This window comes from Rhodococcus rhodochrous, assembly GCF_900187265.1.
Classification (GTDB): domain Bacteria; phylum Actinomycetota; class Actinomycetes; order Mycobacteriales; family Mycobacteriaceae; genus Rhodococcus; species Rhodococcus rhodochrous.
Genome location: NZ_LT906450.1, coordinates 4,787,225 through 4,807,024, shown reverse-complemented (window position 1 = coordinate 4,807,024; position 19,800 = coordinate 4,787,225). Strand labels below are relative to the sequence as shown.

General features: G+C 67.3%; 18 protein-coding genes. 7 read left to right on the top strand and 11 right to left on the bottom strand.

Going from position 1 to position 19,800, the window contains the following annotated elements; all coding sequences use genetic code 11:
* Positions 1-67 precede the first annotated feature (67 nt).
* Entirely contained in the window at positions 68-586 is a 519-nt protein-coding gene (locus CKW34_RS21975; protein WP_026061190.1) for a ribonuclease H family protein, read from the top strand.
* Between the two features lies 1 nt (position 587).
* Here the strand turns inward: CKW34_RS21975 and CKW34_RS21970 are convergent, their stop codons facing one another.
* From CKW34_RS21970 to CKW34_RS21955, 4 genes are all read right to left on the bottom strand, one after another.
* Positions 588-1,343: an iron ABC transporter ATP-binding protein gene (locus CKW34_RS21970; protein WP_059382842.1), complete on the bottom strand. Its 756-nt coding sequence runs from the start codon at positions 1,341-1,343 to the stop codon at positions 588-590.
* Positions 1,340-2,440, bottom strand: a complete 1,101-nt coding sequence (locus CKW34_RS21965; RefSeq protein WP_059382843.1) for an iron chelate uptake ABC transporter family permease subunit — start codon at positions 2,438-2,440, stop codon at positions 1,340-1,342. Before CKW34_RS21965 ends, CKW34_RS21970 begins: the two co-directional genes overlap by 4 nt.
* Positions 2,433-3,413, bottom strand: a complete 981-nt coding sequence (locus CKW34_RS21960) for an ABC transporter permease (protein ID WP_059382844.1) — start codon at positions 3,411-3,413, stop codon at positions 2,433-2,435. The genes CKW34_RS21965 and CKW34_RS21960 overlap by 8 nt, the downstream gene beginning before the upstream one ends.
* A gap of 107 nt (positions 3,414-3,520) precedes the next feature.
* Entirely contained in the window at positions 3,521-4,525 is a 1,005-nt protein-coding gene (locus CKW34_RS21955) for a siderophore ABC transporter substrate-binding protein (protein WP_059382845.1), read from the bottom strand.
* Between the two features lie 173 nt (positions 4,526-4,698).
* Here CKW34_RS21955 and CKW34_RS21950 point away from each other — a divergent pair, with 173 nt between their 5' ends.
* Positions 4,699-5,577 carry an amidohydrolase family protein gene (locus CKW34_RS21950; protein ID WP_059382846.1) on the top strand — a complete coding sequence of 293 codons (879 nt, stop codon included), beginning with the start codon at positions 4,699-4,701 and terminating at the stop codon, positions 5,575-5,577.
* Between the two features lie 16 nt (positions 5,578-5,593).
* Here the strand turns inward: CKW34_RS21950 and casG are convergent, their stop codons facing one another.
* Positions 5,594-7,258, bottom strand: a complete 1,665-nt coding sequence (casG, locus tag CKW34_RS21945; RefSeq protein WP_370670851.1) for a steroid-24-oyl-CoA synthetase — start codon at positions 7,256-7,258, stop codon at positions 5,594-5,596.
* Between the two features lie 288 nt (positions 7,259-7,546).
* Positions 7,547-8,860 (bottom strand): bifunctional o-acetylhomoserine/o-acetylserine sulfhydrylase, encoded by a 1,314-nt coding sequence (locus CKW34_RS21940; protein WP_059382847.1) that lies wholly within the window; start codon positions 8,858-8,860, stop codon positions 7,547-7,549.
* Positions 8,861-9,246: 386 nt separating this feature from the next.
* On the opposite strand from CKW34_RS21940, the gene CKW34_RS21935 reads away from it, so the two are divergent.
* On the top strand, positions 9,247-10,074 hold the full coding sequence (locus CKW34_RS21935) for an IclR family transcriptional regulator (RefSeq protein WP_370670853.1): 828 nt from the start codon (positions 9,247-9,249) through the stop codon (positions 10,072-10,074).
* A 106-nt stretch (positions 10,075-10,180) separates the two neighbouring features.
* On the opposite strand, the gene CKW34_RS21930 is transcribed toward CKW34_RS21935, so the two are convergent.
* Both CKW34_RS21930 and CKW34_RS21925 read right to left on the bottom strand, forming a co-directional pair.
* Positions 10,181-11,113, bottom strand: a complete 933-nt coding sequence (locus CKW34_RS21930; protein ID WP_059382849.1) for an AurF N-oxygenase family protein — start codon at positions 11,111-11,113, stop codon at positions 10,181-10,183.
* A 118-nt stretch (positions 11,114-11,231) separates the two neighbouring features.
* The gene (locus tag CKW34_RS21925) at positions 11,232-12,710 is read right to left on the bottom strand and encodes an MFS transporter (protein WP_059382862.1); all 1,479 of its coding nucleotides are present in this window, start codon (positions 12,708-12,710) and stop codon (positions 11,232-11,234) included.
* Between the two features lie 150 nt (positions 12,711-12,860).
* Between CKW34_RS21925 and CKW34_RS21920 the strand changes: the two genes are divergently transcribed.
* The gene (locus CKW34_RS21920; RefSeq protein ID WP_370670852.1) at positions 12,861-13,535 is read left to right on the top strand and encodes a TetR/AcrR family transcriptional regulator; all 675 of its coding nucleotides are present in this window, start codon (positions 12,861-12,863) and stop codon (positions 13,533-13,535) included.
* A gap of 10 nt (positions 13,536-13,545) precedes the next feature.
* Here CKW34_RS21920 and CKW34_RS21915 read toward each other — a convergent pair whose 3' ends face one another.
* A complete protein-coding gene (locus CKW34_RS21915; protein ID WP_059382864.1) occupies positions 13,546-14,643 on the bottom strand; it encodes an adenylate/guanylate cyclase domain-containing protein in 1,098 nt (365 codons plus the stop codon).
* Positions 14,644-14,783: 140 nt separating this feature from the next.
* On the opposite strand from CKW34_RS21915, the gene CKW34_RS21910 reads away from it, so the two are divergent.
* Both CKW34_RS21910 and CKW34_RS21905 read left to right on the top strand, forming a co-directional pair.
* Positions 14,784-15,635, top strand: coding sequence for a DUF6319 family protein (locus CKW34_RS21910; protein ID WP_059382865.1), 852 nt, complete (start codon positions 14,784-14,786; stop codon positions 15,633-15,635).
* Positions 15,636-15,683: 48 nt separating this feature from the next.
* Positions 15,684-16,346, top strand: a complete 663-nt coding sequence (locus CKW34_RS21905; protein WP_059382850.1) for a chymotrypsin family serine protease — start codon at positions 15,684-15,686, stop codon at positions 16,344-16,346.
* 34 nt (positions 16,347-16,380) lie between these two features.
* Here CKW34_RS21905 and ilvD read toward each other — a convergent pair whose 3' ends face one another.
* Positions 16,381-18,078, bottom strand: coding sequence for a dihydroxy-acid dehydratase (gene ilvD, locus CKW34_RS21900; RefSeq protein ID WP_059382851.1), 1,698 nt, complete (start codon positions 18,076-18,078; stop codon positions 16,381-16,383).
* Complete coding sequence (locus tag CKW34_RS21895) at positions 18,075-18,641, bottom strand: TIGR03086 family metal-binding protein (RefSeq protein ID WP_059382852.1); 567 nt, start codon at positions 18,639-18,641, stop codon at positions 18,075-18,077. The genes ilvD and CKW34_RS21895 overlap by 4 nt, the downstream gene beginning before the upstream one ends.
* A gap of 114 nt (positions 18,642-18,755) precedes the next feature.
* On the opposite strand from CKW34_RS21895, the gene CKW34_RS21890 reads away from it, so the two are divergent.
* Complete coding sequence (locus tag CKW34_RS21890; protein ID WP_059382866.1) at positions 18,756-19,760, top strand: aldo/keto reductase; 1,005 nt, start codon at positions 18,756-18,758, stop codon at positions 19,758-19,760.
* Positions 19,761-19,800 lie beyond the last annotated feature (40 nt).

The window sequence follows — 19,800 nt, the reverse complement described above, 5'->3', positions numbered from 1 at the left end:
CCTTACCGTACTCCGGGCGCTGGAGCCGACTTTCGTGGTGTCGGAGGGTGCGGCTATGGTCGGGCGCATGATCATCGTGAGCACCGACGGATCCTGCCTTCGCAATCCCGGTGGCGCCATCGGGTGGGCGTGGGTCAATCACGAGGGGCCCAGCGCGTCGGGCGGTGAGCGTTCGGGCACGAATCAGATCGCCGAGCTCCGGGCGGTGCTCGAGGCACTGCGGGCGCATCCCGGCGCCGAACCGATGATCATCGAATCCGATTCGCAGTACGCGATCAAGTGCGCCTCCGAATGGCTGCCCGGATGGAAGCGCAAGGGCTGGAAGACGGCCACCGGCGCCCCGGTGAAGAATCTCGAACTCGTGCGCGCCATCGACCGCGAGCTCACCGACCGCACCGGTCCGGTGCGGTTCCGCTGGGTGCGCGGGCACGTCGGCAACCACTTCAACGAGATGGCCGACACGCTCGCCGGCCAGGCCGCCCGCGAGATCGCGGCGAAGCCCGGACCGATCGAGGTGCCGAGCACGCCCGTGGTCGCGCACAAGCCACCGAAGCGCGCCGACGACGCCGAACTGACCTTGTTCTGAGTCAGTAGTAGACGGCGAGGCGGCCGTTGGGTCCGTCGACGCACGTCACCGGAGTATCGAAGACGCGCGTCAAGGTCTCGTCCACCAAGATCTCTTCCGGAGTTCCGAATTCGACGACCTTGCCGTCCTTCATCGCGCAGATCCGGTCCGCGTAGTGGCCTGCGAAGTTGATGTCGTGAAGCACGATGACGACCGTGCGCCCCATTTCGACGGCCACCTTGTGAAGATGCTTCATCATCTGGACCGAATGCTTCATGTCCAGGTTGTTCAGCGGTTCGTCCAGGAGGATGTAGTCGGTGTCCTGGCACAGCACCATGGCCACGTAGGCTCGCTGGCGTTGTCCGCCGGACAGTTGGTCCAGGTAGCGGTGTTCGAGGTCGGTGAGGTCGAAGAACTCGATGGCGTTGCTGATGGCCTCCTCGTCCTTGCGGGTGAGACGGCCCTTCGAGTGCGGGTATCGGCCGAATCCGACGAGTTGCCGCACCGTCAGGCGAGTGACGAAGTGGTTCTCCTGGCGGAGGATCGAGACGATCTTCGCGAGGTCCTTCGAGGCAGTGCTCGAAACGTCGTAGCCTGCGATCTCGATGGTGCCGGCGTCGGCCCCGAGCAAGCGGCCCACGATGGTCAGCATCGTCGACTTGCCCGCACCGTTCGGTCCGACCAGGGCCGTGATGCCGCCTGCGGGAATGGTCAGATCGATCTCACCGATCGTGACCGTCTTGCTGTATTCCTTACGGAGACCCTTGATCTCGATCACAGTCTGCCCTTCCGAAGGATCACGTAGAGGAAGGCCGTGCCGCCGACGGCCTCGATGATGATGGACACGGCACCCTCTGCGTAGAAGATGTTCTTCAGAACGAAGTAGGCGCCCCCCAGGATGACGAACCCGGTCAGGATCGCCACCGGGAACACGAAGCGGTGATCGTGCGTGGTCGCGAACTGGTAGGCCAAGGTCGCGACGAGGAAGCCGAGGAACGTCAGCGGGCCGACGAGCGCGGTGGTGGTGGCCATGAGGACCGACACGAGAAACAGTACGAGCATGATCTCTCGGCGATGGTTCAGGCCGAGATTCGTGGTGACGTCCTTGCCCAGCGCAATGATGTTGAGCCTGCGGGAACGCCACCACAGTGTTCCCGCTGCGCCGATGCACAACGGGATCGCCAGCGGTAGGTAGGAGGCATCCGCATTGGACACCGACCCGAACAATTTGGCGGTGAGGATGTCGAACTCGCTGGGGGTGAGCATGCGCTGCATGAAGGTCGCCACGGATCCGAGACCGCCACCCAGGACGATGCCGACGAGCAGCATCACCTGCATGTTCCCGTACTTGCCGGAGAGCAGCCATCCGTAGAGCATCAGCGAGAAGCCGACCATCAATACGACCATGAGTGCGAACTGCGGCACCCCCGTGAGCGCCGTGACCCCGACCGCGCCCAGGAAGAAGACGGCGGCGGTCTGGATCGCGACGTAGAGGGCCTCGAATCCCATGATCGACGGGGTGATGATGCGGTTGTTCGTCGCAGATTGGAACGAGACCGTCGCAACGGCCTGGCAGACGACGACGATCGCGATCACGACCAGGTTGGTCGCGCGCATCTGCGTGATCCGCCAGAAGCCCGCGGTCCCGAAGGGCATCGGATTGTCCCAGGTCACGATACCCACGGCGATGACGACCGAGAGGAGCGCGAGAGTCCCCACGAGAATCCAGTAGCGGCGTAGCTGTCGCGTGGTCGCGAATGCGCCGGAGCCTGTGCGCTCGGCCCTCGTTGCCGTTGCGGCGGTCGGCGGAGCTGTGGGGATCGATGCCGTGGGGATCGATTCTGCCGGGGAGATCGACTCGGTGATGTCAGACATTGCGGCGACTCCGCAGAAGCATGGCGATGAAGACGACGGAGCCGACGACGCCGAGGATGAGTGATACCGGGATCTCGAACGGCATGATGATCGTCCGGCCGATCAGGTCGCAGACGGTCACGATGGCGATACCGAGCAGGCAGACCCAGGGGAGATTGCTGCGCAGATCGTCGCCGCGGAACATCGACACGATGTTGGGGACGATGAGCCCCAGGAAGGGAAGCGAACCGACCACGACGGTGACCACTCCGGTGGCAATCGCGATGAGGCCGGTTCCCAGCAGGATGATGCGGTTGTAGTTCAGGCCGACGTTGGTCGCGACGTCCTCACCGAGACCGGCGACGGTGAACCGGTCGGCGGCGATGAACACCAGGACCGCGACGACCGCGACGATCCAGAGAACCTCGTACTGGCCCTTGATGATCGACGTGAAACTCCCCGCGAACCAGATGCCCAGGCTCTGGAGTTTGTCGGTGGCGAGAGCGATGTAGGTGGTGATGGAGCCGACGACGGCGCCCAGCATGATGCCGACGATGGGCACGATCAGCGACGAGGACAGTTGCACTCGCCGGAGGAACAGGAAGAAGATCATCGTTCCGATGAAGGCCGCCACGACCGCACCGATCATCCTGGGCAGAAGACCCGCGGTCGGGGCGACGATCATCATGATCAGCAACCCCAATCCTGCCCACTCCGTCGTGCCGGTGGTGGTCGGTTCGACGAAGCGGTTCTGGGTGAGCAACTGCATGACGAGTCCGGACATCGCCATCGCGGCCCCGGCCAGCACCAGGGCGATCGTGCGAGGGACGCGGGTGATGTTGAACATCTCCCAGCCGAAGTCACCGCCGAAGATGTCGAACACCCCGGTGAACAGTGAGGCGATCAGCAGGGCGCCGACGCCGAGGAAACCCAGCAGCAGTTTCCGGTCGAAGAGTCTTTCCCGCGTTCGGGACGGTGGGGCTTGGGTCGTCATTTCGGCATCTCTGCTCCGGAAGCACGTCGGCCGTGGACCCGGCTCGTGGCCGAGTCCACGGCGGTCGACGCTGTGGGTTCAGTACTCGATTGCGCTCGGGGCGCAGATCACGGGTTGTCTGCGTTCTGCGCGTTCTTCTCGAGCAGGTCCGCCAGGGAGTTGAAGAACTCCGTGTACGTCTGGATGCTCTCGTTGGTGTAGGTGTCGGCGGGCAGGTAGATGATGTTGCCCTCCTGGACTGCCTTCACGTTCTGCAGCGCCTGGGAGTCGTTGATGACCGTGGTCGCCGGCACGTAGTCGGGGCCGCCACCGGTCGAGGTACCCGCGTCACGGTCCATGACGATGATCAGGCCCGGGTTCGATGCGGCGATGGCCTCGACGGAGATGTCGTCACCCTGGTGGTCATCGGTGCCTTCGGGAACCTCGAGAGCCGGGGTCAGGTCGAAGATGTCGAACATGGGGCCGATGGTGCGCCCGGTGCTCGGGGCGACGTAACCGATCTCGCCGCCGGAGACGATCAGACCCATCACCGACTGATCCGGGGAGTATGCGGCCTGGACCCGGGCGATCGACGCGTCCAACGCGTCGTTGAGTTCCTGTGCCTCTGCTTCCTTGGCGAAGATCTCACCGAGGACAGTGGTGCCGCGCTTGAGTTCCTCGGCGAAGTCCTCGCCGTCGCGCGGCGCGACCTCGACGATGGTGGCGTCCGGTGCGAGATCCTGGAACTGCTCCCTGAACTGCGCGAAGCGCCCGCCGTTGATGATCAGGTCCGGCTCGACCGCAACGACGGCTTCGAGGTTGGGTTCACGATGCGATCCCAGATCGACGATGCTGTCGTCCTCCGTGTAGGAGATCGTCTTCGGCATCAGCGATACGGCGCCTGCGGCGAGGGGAACGCCCCACGTATCGAGTGTCTCGAAGGTGCTGTTGTCGGTGGCGACCACGGACTCGGGCGGCACGGTGACGGTCTGCGTACCGAAGTTGTCCTCGACCGTGACGGTGGCGGCGGAGGTGTCGGACGACTCGGTGGCCGGGTCGCTCGAGCATGCCGTCAGGGCGAGGGCGGCCAGGGTGCCGAGCACGGCACCTCGGTACAGGCGGGATGCATTCATCGATGTTCCTCGGTGTTCGCTCACAAAAAATGGGATAGGCACTTAGGACAGCCTATCTTACGGTTAGCTTAACCTAACCTGGGCAATTGTCCTGTACTGGATCAGATGCTGTCTGTGACCTGTTGTTTTCTGCTCGGCTGCCTTCGTCGCCATCGCTTCGGTACGGTCGCAGCGTGAACGAAATCGAACAGGTAGCGCAGTTCCGCCGGCGTCACGACATCGACGTCCTCATCGATGTTCACACCCACTTCATGCCGAAGAACGTGATGGACAAGGTCTGGGAGTACTTCGACTCCGCGGGTCCGCTCGTCGGACGGCCCTGGCCGATCACCTACCGGCACGACGAGGAGGAACGCGTCACGCGTCTCCGCGACTTCGGGGTGCACCGGTTCACCGCCATGCTGTACCCGCACAAGCCGGAGATGGCGGCGTGGCTCAACTCGTGGGCGGCCGACTTCGCGGCCCGGACCCCCGACTGCCTCCACACCGCCACCTTCTACCCGGAGGCCGACGCGAAGGAGTACGTCGCCGCGGCGATCGAGGCGGGCGCGCGCGTGTTCAAATCCCACATCCAGGTCGGCGACTACTCGCCGCTCGACCCGCTCCTCGACGACGTGTGGGGCCTGCTCGAGGACTCGGGCGTGCCCATCGTCGTGCACTGTGGGTCGGGCCCGGCGCCCGGCACGTACACCGGCCCCGCCCCGATGCAGGAGCTCATGCGCCGGTACCCGCAGCTGACGGTGATCGTCGCGCACATGGGTCTGCCCGAGTACCGCGAGTTCCTCGACCTCGCGGAGCAGTACGAGCGGGTGTATCTCGACACGACGATGGCGTTCACCGATTTCGTCGAGGAGGACACACCCTTCCCGAAGGATCAGCTGCCGCGCCTCGACACGCTGCGCCGGAAGATCCTGCTCGGCACGGACTTTCCGAACATCCCGTACGGCTATCTCCACCAGCTCGAGGTGCTCGAACGCGTCGCGCCCGACAGCGAGTGGATCCGCGCGGTGTGCCGCGACAACGCCACGTCGCTGTTCGGGCTCGGCGAGTGACCGGTGCGCTCGTCGATCAGACGGTGATCGAGCGTCGGATGATCTTGCCGGTCGCGTTGCGGGGGAGCAAATTCTGCGTGATCCGCCAGACGGTGGGCACCTTGTAGTAGGCCAGTCGCTCGGCGCAGAAGGCTCGCAGGTCGTCCTCGGCGGCCGTGCTGCCGGGCCGCAGCACGACGACGGCCGCGACCTCCTGTCCCAGATCCTCGTGGTCCACGCCGATCACTGCGCTCTCCACGACGTCGGGGTGCTCGTCGAGGCGCTGTTCGATCTCCGTCGGATAGACGTTCTCGCCGCCGCGCAGGATGAGATCGGACCGGCGACCCGTGAGCCGCAGGCGTCCGTTCTCGATCGTGCCGTAGTCCCCGGTGCGCAACCACCCGTCGGAGGTGATCGAGGCATCGGTGGCCTCCGGATCCTCCCAGTACCCGAGCATCACGTACGGGCTGCGAACACACACCTCGCCCTCGTCGCCGTCGGGCACCCGTTCGCCGAACGGATCACGGATCTCCAGGCTCACCGTGATGATGGGACTGCCGAGGGTGCCCGGGAACGCCTCGAGTTCGGGGGCCGTGGCGACGGCGACGGCGGTGCTGCACTCGGTCAGCCCGTAGCTGTCCACGAGCGCCTGTCCGGCGAAGGGGAACTTCTCGCGCAGCCGCTGCTTCAATGCAGGGGAAGACGGCGCCGACGCGAGAGCGAACGCGGTGAGCGACGACAGGTCGTACCGGTCGGGGTCCTCGTGTTCGAGCATGCGGGCGGCCATGGTCGGCACCGCACCCCAGTTGGTCACCTTCTCCTGCTCGATGAGCGCGAACACCTTGTCGACGTCGAAGGCACCCTGCGTCATGACGACGGCACTGCCCGTCGCCAGTCGCGGAATCGCGAGATTGTGGAGGCTCGCGATGTGGAAGAGCGGTGACGCCAACAGGTATCGGTTGTCGCCGGGCACCGAATCGTCGTAAGAGCGTTGGTGAATCGCCGCCACCAGCGCATCCGAGTAGCGGTGGTAATCGACCACCGCGAGCACGTTGCGGTGAGAGTGCAGCGCACCCTTGGGATGACCGCTCGTCCCGCTGGTGAACAGGATGACCGCGGGATCGTCCTCGTCCACATCCGCGGACGGCAGTTCCGAGCCGGACCTCTCGGCCACGATCCGCGGCACGTCGTCCTCGATCGTGAGCAGTTCGAATCCCGAGACGTCGGCTCTGGCGAGCAGTTCGGCGCGCCGGGCGTCGGCGACGATCACCCTGGGTGCGGTGAGATCGACCCCGTAGGTGATCTCGGTCGGAGTCCACCACGAGTTGAGACCGACGGTGATCGCGCCGAGGCACTGGGTGGCCCAGAAGGTGACGACCCATTCGGGTGAATTGGCGGCCAGCACGGCCACACGATCGCCCTTGCGCACGCCGTAGTCGTCGCGCAGCGCGGTGGCGAGGGCGGCGACGGCATCGGCGTGTTCGGCGAACGAGATGCGGCGATCTGCGGTGACGAGATAGTCGCGGTCGCCCCACTGCCGGGACGCGGCGACGAGATCACCGATCCGGCGATCGCGGTTGCGCATCACAGGCATGCGGTTGCCGCGGACCTCCTCCTCGACGATCTCGAATCTGCCACCCGGGCCGGTGAGCCGGGAGACGACCGTGTGCATCATCTGCTGCAGATCTACTGGTGCTGCCAAGGATTCGCCTTTCGGGGGACCGCACGGTGCATGTGCGGAGCAGGGCGTACACAAAGGTTTACGAAGCTCGGTCGCGCTGACGGTCTGCACACCATGCACCGACCCGTGCCTGCCGCCCCAGCATCGTCCCGATCAGTGGGAACCATCCGTGTGCCGCGTCCCCTGCGGCCTACCGTCCGGTTTGTGCGACCTGCTTCCGGGCGCTCGTCGTCGTGTCCCGATCCCAACGGAAAGGGCGACGGCCCACCCCGAAAAGGGATGGGCCGTCGCTTGTTTCGATCCTTCGGGTCAGCTGCCCGCAGCCTCGAGGCCGGTGGTGATGTCGGCGAGGATGTCGTCGATGTTCTCGATGCCCACGGCGAGTCGCACGAGACCCGGCGTGACACCCGCGGCGATCTGCTCCTCGCCGGTGAGCTGTGAGTGGGTCGTCGACGCGGGGTGGATGACCAGCGAGCGGACGTCGCCGATGTTCGCGACGTGGCTGTGCAGGGTCAGCGCGTTGACGAAGCGCTTGCCGGCGTCGATGCCGCCGGAGAGCTCGAACACCACGATCGCACCGGCGCCGCGCGGGGTGAGCTGCTGGGCGCGGTCGTACCACGGCGAGGACTTCAGGCCGGCGTAGGCGACGGAGGTGACCTCCGGGCGTCCCTCGAGGAACTCGGCGACCTTCTGTGCGTTCTCCACATGCCGCTCGATGCGCAGGCTCAGCGTCTCGAGGCCCTGCGAGATGAGGAAGGCGTTGAACGGGGAGACCGCTGCGCCCATGTCGCGCAACAGCTGCACGCGCGCCTTGAGCGCGTAGGCAGGCGCGCCGAGGTCGGCGAAGACAACACCGTGGTAGCTCGGGTCCGGGGTGGTGAAACCGGCGTGGCGGCCCTGCGTCCAGTCGAACGTGCCGCCGTCGACGATGACACCGGCGATGGCCGTGCCGTGACCGCCGAGGTACTTGGTGGCCGAGTGCACGACGATGTCGGCGCCGTGCTCGAGCGGGCGGAGCAGGTAGGGGGTGGCGACCGTGTTGTCGACGATCAGCGGCAGCCCGTTCTCGTGGGCGACACCCGAGATGCCGGGCAGGTCGAGGATGTGGTTCTTCGGGTTGGCGATCGTCTCGCCGAAGAACGCGCGGGTGTTGTCGCGGATGGCCTCGCGCCACTGGTCGAGGTTGTCGGGATCCTCGACGAAAGTGACCTCGATGCCGAGCTTGGGCAGGGTGTAGTGGAACAGGTTGTAGGTGCCGCCGTAGAGATACGGGCTCGACACGATGTGGTCGCCGGCCTGCGCCAGGTTGAGGATCGAGAAGGTCTCGGCTGCCTGTCCGGACGCGAGCAGGAGGGCGGCGACGCCACCTTCGAGGGCGGCGATGCGCTGCTCGACCGCGTCCTGCGTCGGGTTCATGATGCGGGTGTAGATGTTGCCCGGCTCGGCGAGACCGAACAGCGCCGCGGCGTGATCGGTGTTGTCGAAGGTGTAGCTGGTGGTCTGGTAGATGGGCAGGGCCCGGGCCTTCGTGTCGCCACCGGCGGGCTGGCCCACGTGGATCTGCTTGGTCTCGAAGCTCCAGTTCGCGCTGGGATCGGTTGTTTCAGGGGTGGTGTCGCTCATGGCTCTGCTCCGGGTTCGGGATGTGTTCTGATCGTCGACATGCTGACCTTCGGACCCCGGACACGACGCCGTCGGGCAGCATCGAGGGGGCGGGAACGGGTGCGGCGGTCAGCGGGCCCGGCACCCGCGGATACACGACAGGGGGGCACGACGGTGCGGCGACCGGCTCGCGCGCTCGTACGTCTTGCTCACGGTCCCGACAATAGCCTGTCCGCGCGATTCCGACCAGACTCATAGGAATTCACTCTCGTCAGGAAACTGACTCCGGAGTACCTACAGTCTGTGTGTACCCCTTCCGGTGTGACCGCTGTTACTGCTAACGTTCTGGAACAGATTCCAGTTTCATGAGGCGCGCAGGGTCGTGGCCAGGACTTTTGGAGGTGCAGTTGACCGCCGTCGACTCCGCGCTCGAGCCCGTCGGAACCTCGTCCAAGCGGGAACTTCCGCCATCGATGGTCGATCGGATGACCCTCATCCTGGAGGCCTTCGACAGCCGCGGCGCCCTCACTCTCGAAGAGGTCACCTGCCGTTCCGGACTGCCCCGCTCGACCGTGCACCGCATCCTCGACCACCTCGTGCGTCGCGACTGGATCGAGCACGCATCCTTCGGTTACTGCCTCGGCCCGCGTGCCCTCGGCCTCGGTGGCAGCGACACGGGCCACCGCCGTATCCGTGAGGCCGCCGCGCCGCATCTCCACGACCTGGCGATGCAGACCGGCGCCGTCGTCCACCTGACGGTCCTCGAGGGCAACGAGGTGCTCTACCTCGACAAGGTCGGTGGGCAGCTCGCGTCGAGCGTGCCGTCGCGGGTCGGCGGGAGGTTCCCCGCCTACGCCACCGCGGCCGGCAAGTCCATCCTCGCGTGGCTCGAGCCCGAACGCATCGACGCGCTGTACGGCAAGCAGCTCGTGCCGTGCACCGAGCGCACCATCCGCGATCACGTCGCGCTGCACCAGGAGCTCAACCGCATCCGTAAGCGTCGGGGCGTCGCGTTCGAGCGTGAGGAGGCTGCGCGCGGCATCGGATGTGTGGGCGTTGCACTCCGCGGCGTCGACGGCCCGGTTGCCGCCCTGTCGCTGGCGGCGGACGCCCGTTCGACCCGTCTGGAGTGGGTGGCGCCGATCGTCGCCGACACCGCTCGGAAGATCACGCGCACGCTGTTCCCGGAGCAGGAGCGCGACGACAGTCTGCATGCCACCGAGAAGGTGGGCTGACGCCCTTCGGCTTTCGCCACGAACGGCTGTGCGCAGTTCTCGTCGGAAATCCCCTCGGGGATCGACGAGAACTGCGCACATTTCGTTATGCGGCCGATAGGCCGTGTCAGAGCAGGTGGACCTTCTTGTAGAGGATCTTCGACGGTCCGCCGATGAGGCCGACGTTGTCGAGGAAGGTCATCAGCTTCGCGCCGGACTTGCGCACGCGATCGTGATAGTGCTTGTTGCCCTTCGCCTCTCGCAGAGCACGCTCGCGGTCGAGGCCCGCATTGGCGTAGACGTCGGGGTGGATCATGCTCTTGACGACGAAGAACACCACGAGCGCGGTGTTGAAGCGCTCGATCGCCAGGCGTGCACGGCTCGCCCCGGAGAGTCGGCGTGCGACCTCCTCGCGCGCGAAGCGGATGTGCCGGGCCTCCTCGAGGACGTGGATCTTCGACACCGCGCGGGTGACGGGCTGGACCCGCTCGTCGCGCATGAAGTCGCGCTGCATCATGTCGAGGATCTCCTCGGCCGCCATCACTGCCGCATAGGCGTTGGCGCCCTTGAAGAACCGGCCCCACAGGCGGCCGAGCTGGTGGATGTAGCGGGCCGGACCGTAGCCGGGCATGTTCAACCGTTCGCCGGCACGCGCGAACATCACCGAGTGGCGGCACTCGTCGGCGACCTCGGTGAGGGCGAACTGCACGTGGCGCGAATGCTTGTCGCGGTCGTAGACGTCGCGCAGGAGCATCTGCATGAGCAGGATCTCGAACCACAGGCCGACACTCGAGACGCTCGCGGCCTCGTGCTTGGTCAGTTCGATGCGCTGTTCCTCGGTGAGTTCGTCCCACAGCGCGGTGCCGTAGAGCGTGCTCCATTCGGGGGTCATGCCGAACTTGTCGTCGGGGACGGGGGCCTCCCAGTCCACCTCGACGACCGGGTCGTACGACTTGCGTGCGGACGAGGCGAGCAGTCGTCCGGCGGTTTCCTCGCGATCGGACAGTGCGACGCCGGGAATGAAGCCCTTGCTGGTCTCGCGGGTGAGCGATGCGGTCATGTCTCCACCTTTTTAGTGTGACGACTGGTAACTGTTATCCAGGTTAGCGTGATCGTGCGCACAGCACAATGCCCGCAACCTGCGTCGCGGGCATCGGGAAGAAAGGAAGAGGGGAGGGCTACGAGCGCCGGGGTGCCCAGAAGGCGGAGATCACCGCTCCGACCAGGAGGATCGCGGCGACCGCCCACGAGGCCTGCTGCAAGCCGTCGAGGAAGGCGTTCTGTGCGAGTTCGGCGAGTTGCTCGCCCTGCGGGCCTGCTTGCTCGGCGACCTGTATCGCGGCGGCGAGCGAGTCCTGCACGGCGGACCGGGCCGGCTCGGGGATCATCGGTGCCACCGGATCGATGCCGTGCCCGTACGCCGCAGCCAGGACGCTGCCCGTGATCGCGACACCGATCGCCGCGCCGATCTCGCGGGTCGCGTCGTTGACCGCCGACGCCACGCCCAGCTGGTCCTCGGGAGTATTGGTGACGATCGCGTGGGTCGCGGGGGCCGTACAGATACCGACGCCGACACCCGCGATGCTCAGCGCGAACGCCACCTCGACGTAGGTGGAGTCGGCGTCGAGCAGACCCATGAGGATCAGGGCGACACCGATCAGCGCCAGGCCGGCGCTGAGCAGGATGCGGATGCCCACCCGCGTCAGCAGCGCGGGCACGGCGAGCGACAGGCCCATGACGACGAGGAAGATCGGCGTCAGTGCCAGGGAGGCCCGCAGTGGTGAGTAGCCCAGCACGAGCTGCAGGTACTGCACGATGAGGAAGAACAAGCCGAAGCCCGCGAGGTACTGGAACGACAACCCGGCCGCGCCCACACCGAACGCCCGTTGACGGAACAACCGCACGTCCAGCAACGGTGCCTTCGATCGGAGCTCGACAAGCACGAACCCGGCAGCCGCCGCCAGACCCGCGATCATCGACCCGAGCGTCACCACGTCGGCCCATCCGCGATGCGGACCCTCCATCACGCCGAGGACGAACAGACCCACCGTGAGGACGACGAGGATGCCGCCCCCGAAGTCGAACGGCAACGGCTGCGCCGAGCGCGACGAGGCGATGGTGAACGAGAGGGCGGCCAGCAGGATCGCGATGGCGGCGGAACCTCCGAAGATCACCCGCCACGACGCGTATTCGAGCACCAACCCCGACAGGATCATGCCGAGCACGGCACCCGATCCGGCCACGCCGGCCCAGATGCCGATGACACGCGCCCGATGACCCTCCGCGAAACCTGCGGTGATGAGCGACAATGTCGACGGCATGACCAGCGCCGCACCGACACCCGCGACCGCGCGTGCACCGATGATCCACAACGGTGCGTCGGCGACCAGCGGCAACAGCGAACCGGCGGCGAAGACGATCAGGCCGACGATCATGACGCCGCGGCGGCCGAACCGATCGCCCAGCGCGCCGGCCGGAAGGAGCAGTGCCGCCAGCGCGAGGGTGTAGCCGTCGACGATCCAGGTCAGCTGGGACTGCGTCGCGCCGGTGTCGACCGCGATGTCGGGCAGGGCTGTGTTGAGCGAGGCCATCGCCGCGATGACCACGGCGACAGCCGAGCACGCGACGGCGAGCAGTCGGATCTGGGCTCGCGTCATGCGAGGAGGTGCGGTGGTGGTCGCGGTGCTGTCGGACACGGGAGCCTTCCGGACGGAGGGGAATGCCGGGACCAGAAACGAGACTGCCGGTATCGTAACTGAACCACCGGTCTCGCACATGCTTCGCTCTCAGCGACTACAACTGGAGGCGTGAGCGTCGAACCCGAAGCAGAACCCCGCCGCGACGTCGAGACCCGGCCCGCCTCACCGCGCGACGAGGATCCGCGCCGCGTGCGTTCGCGCGCCCGACTTCTCGACGCCGCCACCACCCTCCTCGCGACCGGCGGTGCCGACGCCGTGACGATCGATGCGGTCACCGCCTCGGCCGGCGTCGCGCGGGCCACCCTCTACCGGCACTTCGCGAACGGAACCGAGCTGGTCGCCGCGGCCTTCGCACGGCTTCTCCCACCGGCGCCGCCGGTCCCGGAGGAAGGCGATCTCCGCAGCCGCCTCGTCGAACTGCTCGCCGCCCAGGCACGCATCATCGAGGAGGCGCCCATCCCGTTGACAGCGATGTGCTGGATGGGACTCGGGCCGGGCCTCGGCGAACTCACGAAGGAACCGGGACGCAGCGAGCGGCCCGAACTGCAGTCGCTGCGGGAGATCCTCGTCGACCGCTACCGGTCGTCGTTCGACCGCGTCCTCGCCACCCCGGAGGCCCGCCGTGAACTCGGCGACTTCGACTACGACCTGGCGCTGGTCCAGTTGCTCGGACCGATCGTCTTCAATCGTCTCGCGACGCTCGCGCCCATCGACCGACGCGCGTGCGAGCACATCGTCGACGACTTCATCGCGGCGCGCAGAGCCCGCCGGACGGATCGTTAGGACAGGCCGGTCACAGACCCATGTCCTCGTCGCCGAGACCATCCGCGCCCACGGCCGCCTTCTTCTCCTCGCGCGGACGACGCAGGACGTACAGCCGCGAATGCTGGAAGTCCCGCAGCCGCAGCGTGCGCACCGTCTGGAAGCGGAACTCCTCGCAGTCGGAGAGGGCGTCGGCGAGGTTCTCGTCGACGAGGATCGTGCCCGGCCGCGCCGCGCCGGTGAGACGGGCCGCGATGTTGACGACCGAACCGAACAGGTCGCCGAAGCGTGGCAACGCCTGACCCCACGCCAGCCCGATCCGCAGGTCCGGATAGTCCTTCTGGGACCCGAACGAATCCTGCAGTTCGAGGGCGATCCGTGCGGCGTCGACCGGACGTTCGGCCGCGAACATCACCTCGTCGCCGACGGTCTTGATCACCCAGCCGTTGTGCCGGGCGATGACGTCGGAGACCTCCGATTCGAAGTAGTCGAGCAGCTCGCTCAGCGCGGCCGCATCGATCTGCCGGGTCAGCCGCGTGTAGCCGACCATGTCGGCGAAACCGACGACCAACTCGTGGAGCTCCCCGGAATCCTGCGGGCGCGCGGCGGCCCGGGCGGTCGTGGCCACCAGGTGCCGACGCCACATGTGGCTCTGGAGGCTCACTGCGAGTTCGGTCGTGCGATCGACGATGTGGTCGATCAGCGCGCGGATCTCCTCTTCCTGCGGGGGAGTCTCCGCTTTCTCGTAGGCGGAGGCCAACTGGGTGAAGACGTGGGTGTTGAGCAGATTCAGTTGCCACTCGGTCAGCCGCGACATCGACTGTCCGATCGACCGGGCTGCGGGCACTTCGAGGCTTTCGTCGATCGCGCCGCTCGCGATGATGGCGGCCGTCGCACGCAGGGCCTCGACGTCGCCGTCGGTGAACATCACGACGTCGGGATCGGGATCGACGGTCAGACCGAGCGCCTGCCACAGCCGGCGCACCCGCGCAGGTGCGAGCCCGCACAACTCGGCCACCTCGTTCAGGGTGTAGCGAAGAGGACCACCGAGCAGCGCGTTCTCCAGCTGTGACTGGATCACGGACAGCACGTCGGTTCCTGATGCAGGTGCCGGATCGGACGGGGTCACTCCTCCATCCTTACCGTGCCCGGGGCCCATGTGCGCGGCAGGTCGTATCGAACAGGTGTACAGGCGTGTCGTACGGATGTGCGACAGTGACCGTCATCGAAGCCCTGCCGACCCTTCGGCGAACCGAGAAAGGACGTCGCATGTCGCCCCGCAGACGCGCGGACCACCTGACGGAGGAACAACTCGGAGAGCTCGGTACTGCTCTCGCCGAGGGGCGCCGCGCGACCGTCTACCTCGTCGAGGGCATTCCGAGTCTCGGCATCGACCCGGGGACGTCGGCGCGGGTGGTGTCGATCAGCGGCAGCACCGTGATGGTGCGGCCGAAGGGCGTCGACGACGAGTTGCCGTTCGAGACCGACGAACTGCGCGCCACCCGCGAGCCGGCCGGAACCAAGCGCGCCCCGGCGAAGGCCGCGCGCACATCCGGCAGTGCGAAGCCCGCTCCGGCGAAGGCGACCCCCGCGAAGGCGGCACCTGTGCAACCCGCGACCCCACGGGCTACCGCACCCAAGCCGGTCGCCGAGAAGCCCGCTACCCCGAAGCCTGCTACCCCGAAGTCCGAGAGCCCAGCGGCCGCTGCGGTTCCCCGCGCCCAGGAGAAGAAGCCCGTGACCCAGACGACCTCCGCTTCGTCCGACGCTCCCGCCTCCCGGCCGCCGGCACCGGCGAAGCCGAAGGCCCCGGCCCGCAAGGCGAAGAAGGCGCCGTCGATCACGATCACCGTCACGATCGACCCGGAGAACGAGTGGACGGTGGGGGTCGCGCACGGCACCCGCAAGGTCGGCAAGCCCGCGCCGGTCGCACCCGACGCCGTCGAACGTGCGGTGAAGGAACTCGGCGATCCCACGGCCACCGAGGCCGTCCAGTCGGTGATCGAGGAGGCGCGTCGCGCGGCCGAGGAGCGGGTCGCGCAGCTCAGCCGCGAGCTCGAGGAGGCCCGTCAAGCTCTGGAAAGCTTGGGCGCAACCCGGAAATCCGGCGGAAACCTCTAGTACGCTCAGCCCGACGGCTGCCGGACGGCGCAGCGCAGGAGGGCCTCCATGTTCAGAAAACTGGTTGTTGCAATCGCGAGCGCGGTCGCGCTGGTCGGCGCGGGTTCCGGGGTGGCCGTCGCGGCTCCTCCGGTCACCCTCGGTGGCGGTTCGGGCATCACTCTCGGAGACAACGGGCAGGACATCTTCGACTGCACGCTCACCACGATCGGCAACGACGCCGCCGGTCGCCTCGTGGGTCTCACCGCCGCGCACTGCGGCTCTCCCGGCATGACGGTGAAGGCCGAATACGACCTCGCTGCCGGCTCGGTGGGCCGCATCGTGTCGACCAACGAACGGCTCGACTACGCCGTCATCGAGTTCGACCGGGGCAAGGTCGTTCCGGTCAACCGCGTCGGCAACGTGACGATCACCGGCCTCGGTGCCCCCGCGGGCTTCCCGAACATCGCCTGCAAGGAAGGCCGCACCACGGGCAACACCTGCGGCATCGTCTGGGGCGACGTGTTCGGCTCGCAGGAGACCTGGACGCAGGTGTGCGTCATCGAAGGCGACTCGGGCGCACCGCTCGTGGTGGGCACGACGCTCGTCGCGATGGTCAACGCCTACCTGCTCGCGCCGTGCGCCGGCCCAGAGGTCGGAACGAACATCGACGTGATCATGGCCGACATCAACGGTCGGGGCGGGCCGGGCGCAGGTTTCCGTCCGATCTAGCAGCACCCCTGGAGCGGGAGGGTTCACCCGACCCTCATCCGCACACCGCACCGTTCGATGCGGAACCGACCAGCTTCGTGTACTTCGCCAGTACACCCCGGGTGTAGCGCGGCGGCAGTGGCTCCCAGCCCTGTCGCCGCGTTTCCATTTCCTTCTCGTCGACCAGCACGTCGAGCAGGCCGTTCGAGACGTCGAGACGGATCCGGTCGCCGTCGCGGACGAAGGCGATGGGGCCGCCGTCGACGGCCTCCGGGGCGACGTGCCCGACGCACAACCCGGTGGTACCACCGGAGAACCGTCCGTCGGTGAGCAGCAGGACGTCCTTGCCTAGCCCGGCGCCCTTGATGGCGCCCGTGATCGCGAGCATCTCGCGCATGCCCGGGCCGCCCTTGGGGCCCTCGTAGCGGATGACCACCACGTCGCCGGCGGTGATGGTGCCGTCCTCGAGCGCATCCATCGCTGCCCGTTCGCGTTCGAAGACCCGCGCCGTTCCCTCGAAGACCGACTCGTCGAAGCCCGCGGACTTCACCACCGCTCCGCCGGGAGCGAGGCTGCCGCGGAGGATCGTGATGCCACCGGTGGGATGGATGGGGTCGCTCAGGGCGCGCAGCACCTTGCCGTCGGGGTCCGGGGGAGCGATGCCGGAGAGGTTCTCCGCGACGGTCTTCCCGGTGACGGTGAGGCAGTCGCCGTGCAGCAGACCCGCGTCGAGCAACGCCTTCATGATGACCGGGACACCGCCGATGTGGTCGACGTCTTTCATCACGTGCCGGCCGAACGGTTTGACGTCGGCGAGGTGCGGCACCCGCGCGCCCACCCGGACGAAGTCGTCGAGGCTCAGATCCACCTGCGCCTCGTGCGCGATCGCGAGCAGGTGGAGCACAGCGTTCGTGGACCCACCGAAGGCCATGACCACCGAGATGGCGTTCTCGAACGCCTCCTTGGTGAGGATGTCGGACGCGGTGATGCCACGCTTCAACATCTCGACGACAGCCTGGCCGCTGCGCCGGGCGAAACCGTCGCGGCGACGATCCGTGGCGGGCGGCGACGCACTTCCCGGCAGCGACATGCCGAGCGCCTCGGCCGAGGCGGCCATCGTGTTCGCGGTGTACATGCCGCCGCACGCACCCTCGCCGGGGCAGATGGCACGCTCGATCGCGTCGAGGTCGGTCTCGGACATCAGGCCCCGCGCACACGCCCCGACCGCTTCGAAGGCGTCGATGATCGTCACGTCGCGTTCCGTGCCGTCGGATAGTTTCGCGATGCCCGGCAGGATCGACCCGGCGTACAGGAAGACGGCGGCGAGATCGAGGCGGGCCGCGGCCATGAGCATCCCGGGCAGGGACTTGTCGCATCCCGCGAGCAGCACGGAGCCGTCGAGTCGCTCGGCCTGCATCACCGTCTCGACGCTATCGGCGATGACCTCCCGCGACACCAGGGAGAAGTGCATGCCCTCGTGTCCCATCGAGATCCCGTCGGACACGGAGATGGTGCCGAACTCGAGCGGGTAGCCTCCTGCGGCGTGCACGCCCTCCTTCACCGAGCGCGCGAGTCGTTCGAGCGGGAGGTTGCAGGGCGTGATCTCGTTCCACGACGATGCCACGCCGATCTGCGGCTTGCCCCAGTCGTCGTCGCCCATGCCCACTGCGCGGAGCATGCCGCGCGAGGCGGCCTTCTCCATGCCGTCGGTGACGTCGCGGCTGCGGGGCTTGATGTCGGGTCGGTCCGTCATGACGTCTTCCTGGGGTCGCGGCCGGTGAGGGCGATGAGTCGGTCCTGTGGGGACGCGTCGTCGGGGACCGGGACGGGATCGGCGAACAGACCGCTCGAGGCGAGCATGTCCTTCTGCGGTTCGACATCGGCGAGCACGGCGTCGACGAGTTCGGCGTCGAGGGTCTCGTCGGCTCCGATGGCCCGGGCGAGATCCCAGGTGTGCACGGTGATGTCCGCGATCTGCTGCTTCATGTAGTCGAGGCACGGGACGGTGCCGTAGGACAGGTGGACCTCCTGAGCCGGTGACGCCATCGCCCACGCGGCGGTCGCCTGCTCGGCGAAGCGTGCCCATTCGGCGGCGAGGTCGTCCCCGATCGGTTCGAGCGCGGCCTTCGCGTCGTCGAGGGAACGGCCGGAGAGCAGCGGCTGGATCCAGCGCTGCTCGTCGACCATGTGCCACACCAGGTCGGTGACGTCCCACTCGGTGTCCGGAGTGGGTGCGTGCCAGTCGCGGATCTGCGCGACACGGTCGTCGAACTCGCGACGCGCGGTTCGTTGCAGGGAGAGCCAGTCGGTCGCCATGGATCTCAGCCTAGGGCGCGGGCTGCTCGGATCACGGCGATTTCAACTCCTGCGATCATGCGCGGGATGCGGGACGATCGGGAGTCGCACCGTGTCGTCGTCGAGGAGAAGTACATGCCTGTCCCCACCGTCCAGCTCGCGCCCGGTCTCGTCGTCAGCGCCCAGGGTTACGGCGCGATGTCCGTCGCCCCCGCCTACGGCGAGGTGAATCTCGACGAGGCACTCGCGACCCTGCACCACGCCGTGGATCTGGGCGTCACATTCATCGACACCGCCAACGTCTACGGCGACGGCACCAGCGAGAAGGTGGTCGGCAAGCTGCTCGCCGAGCGGCGGGACGAGGTCCAGCTGGCGACGAAGTTCGGTCTCGTCGGCGCGGTCGGCGGCACGGGCACCGCCAACCGTCGCATCAACGGCCGTCCCGAATACGCGAAGCAGGCCATCGACGAGTCGCTCGGGCGTCTCGGCGTCGACCACGTCGACCTGTACTACCTGCACCGTGTCGATCCCGAGGTGCCGGTGGAGGAGACGGTCGGTGCCCTCGCCGAACTCGTGCAGGCCGGCAAGGTGCGGCACATCGGACTGTCGGAGGCCACGGGCGACGAGCTGCGCCGCGCGCACGCCGTCCACCCGATCGCGGCGATCCAGTCGGAGTGGAGCATCGTCTCGCGCGACGTCGAACGGCACGTGGTGCCCACTGCCGCCGAACTCGGCATCGGCTTCGTGCCCTACTCGCCGGTGAGCCGCGGACTGCTGACCGACGCCTTCGATCCCGGCCAGGTCGCCCGGAACGACCTGCGCAAGCGTTTCCCGCGCTTCGGCGCCGATGCCCTGCCGACCAACCTCGCGGTGCGCGAGGAGGTGCGAGCGGTCGCGAAGGAGGCGGACGCGACCATCGCGCAGATCGCTTTGGCATGGCTGGATGCGAAGGGTCGCGAGTTCGGATTGCCGTCGGTGTCGATCCCCGGCACCCGTTACGCGAGTCGCGTGACGGAGAACGCCGGTGCGCTCGATGTGACGCTCACCGACGAGCAGGTCGCGCGGCTGGATCGTCTCGCCGACAAGGTCGCCGGTCCGCGTGCGGCCGACCCGACGTGGGTGTCGCTCGGCCGTGAGTAATTAGCACCGTTAACAGACCGGCGCGTATCGTCCTTGTGAC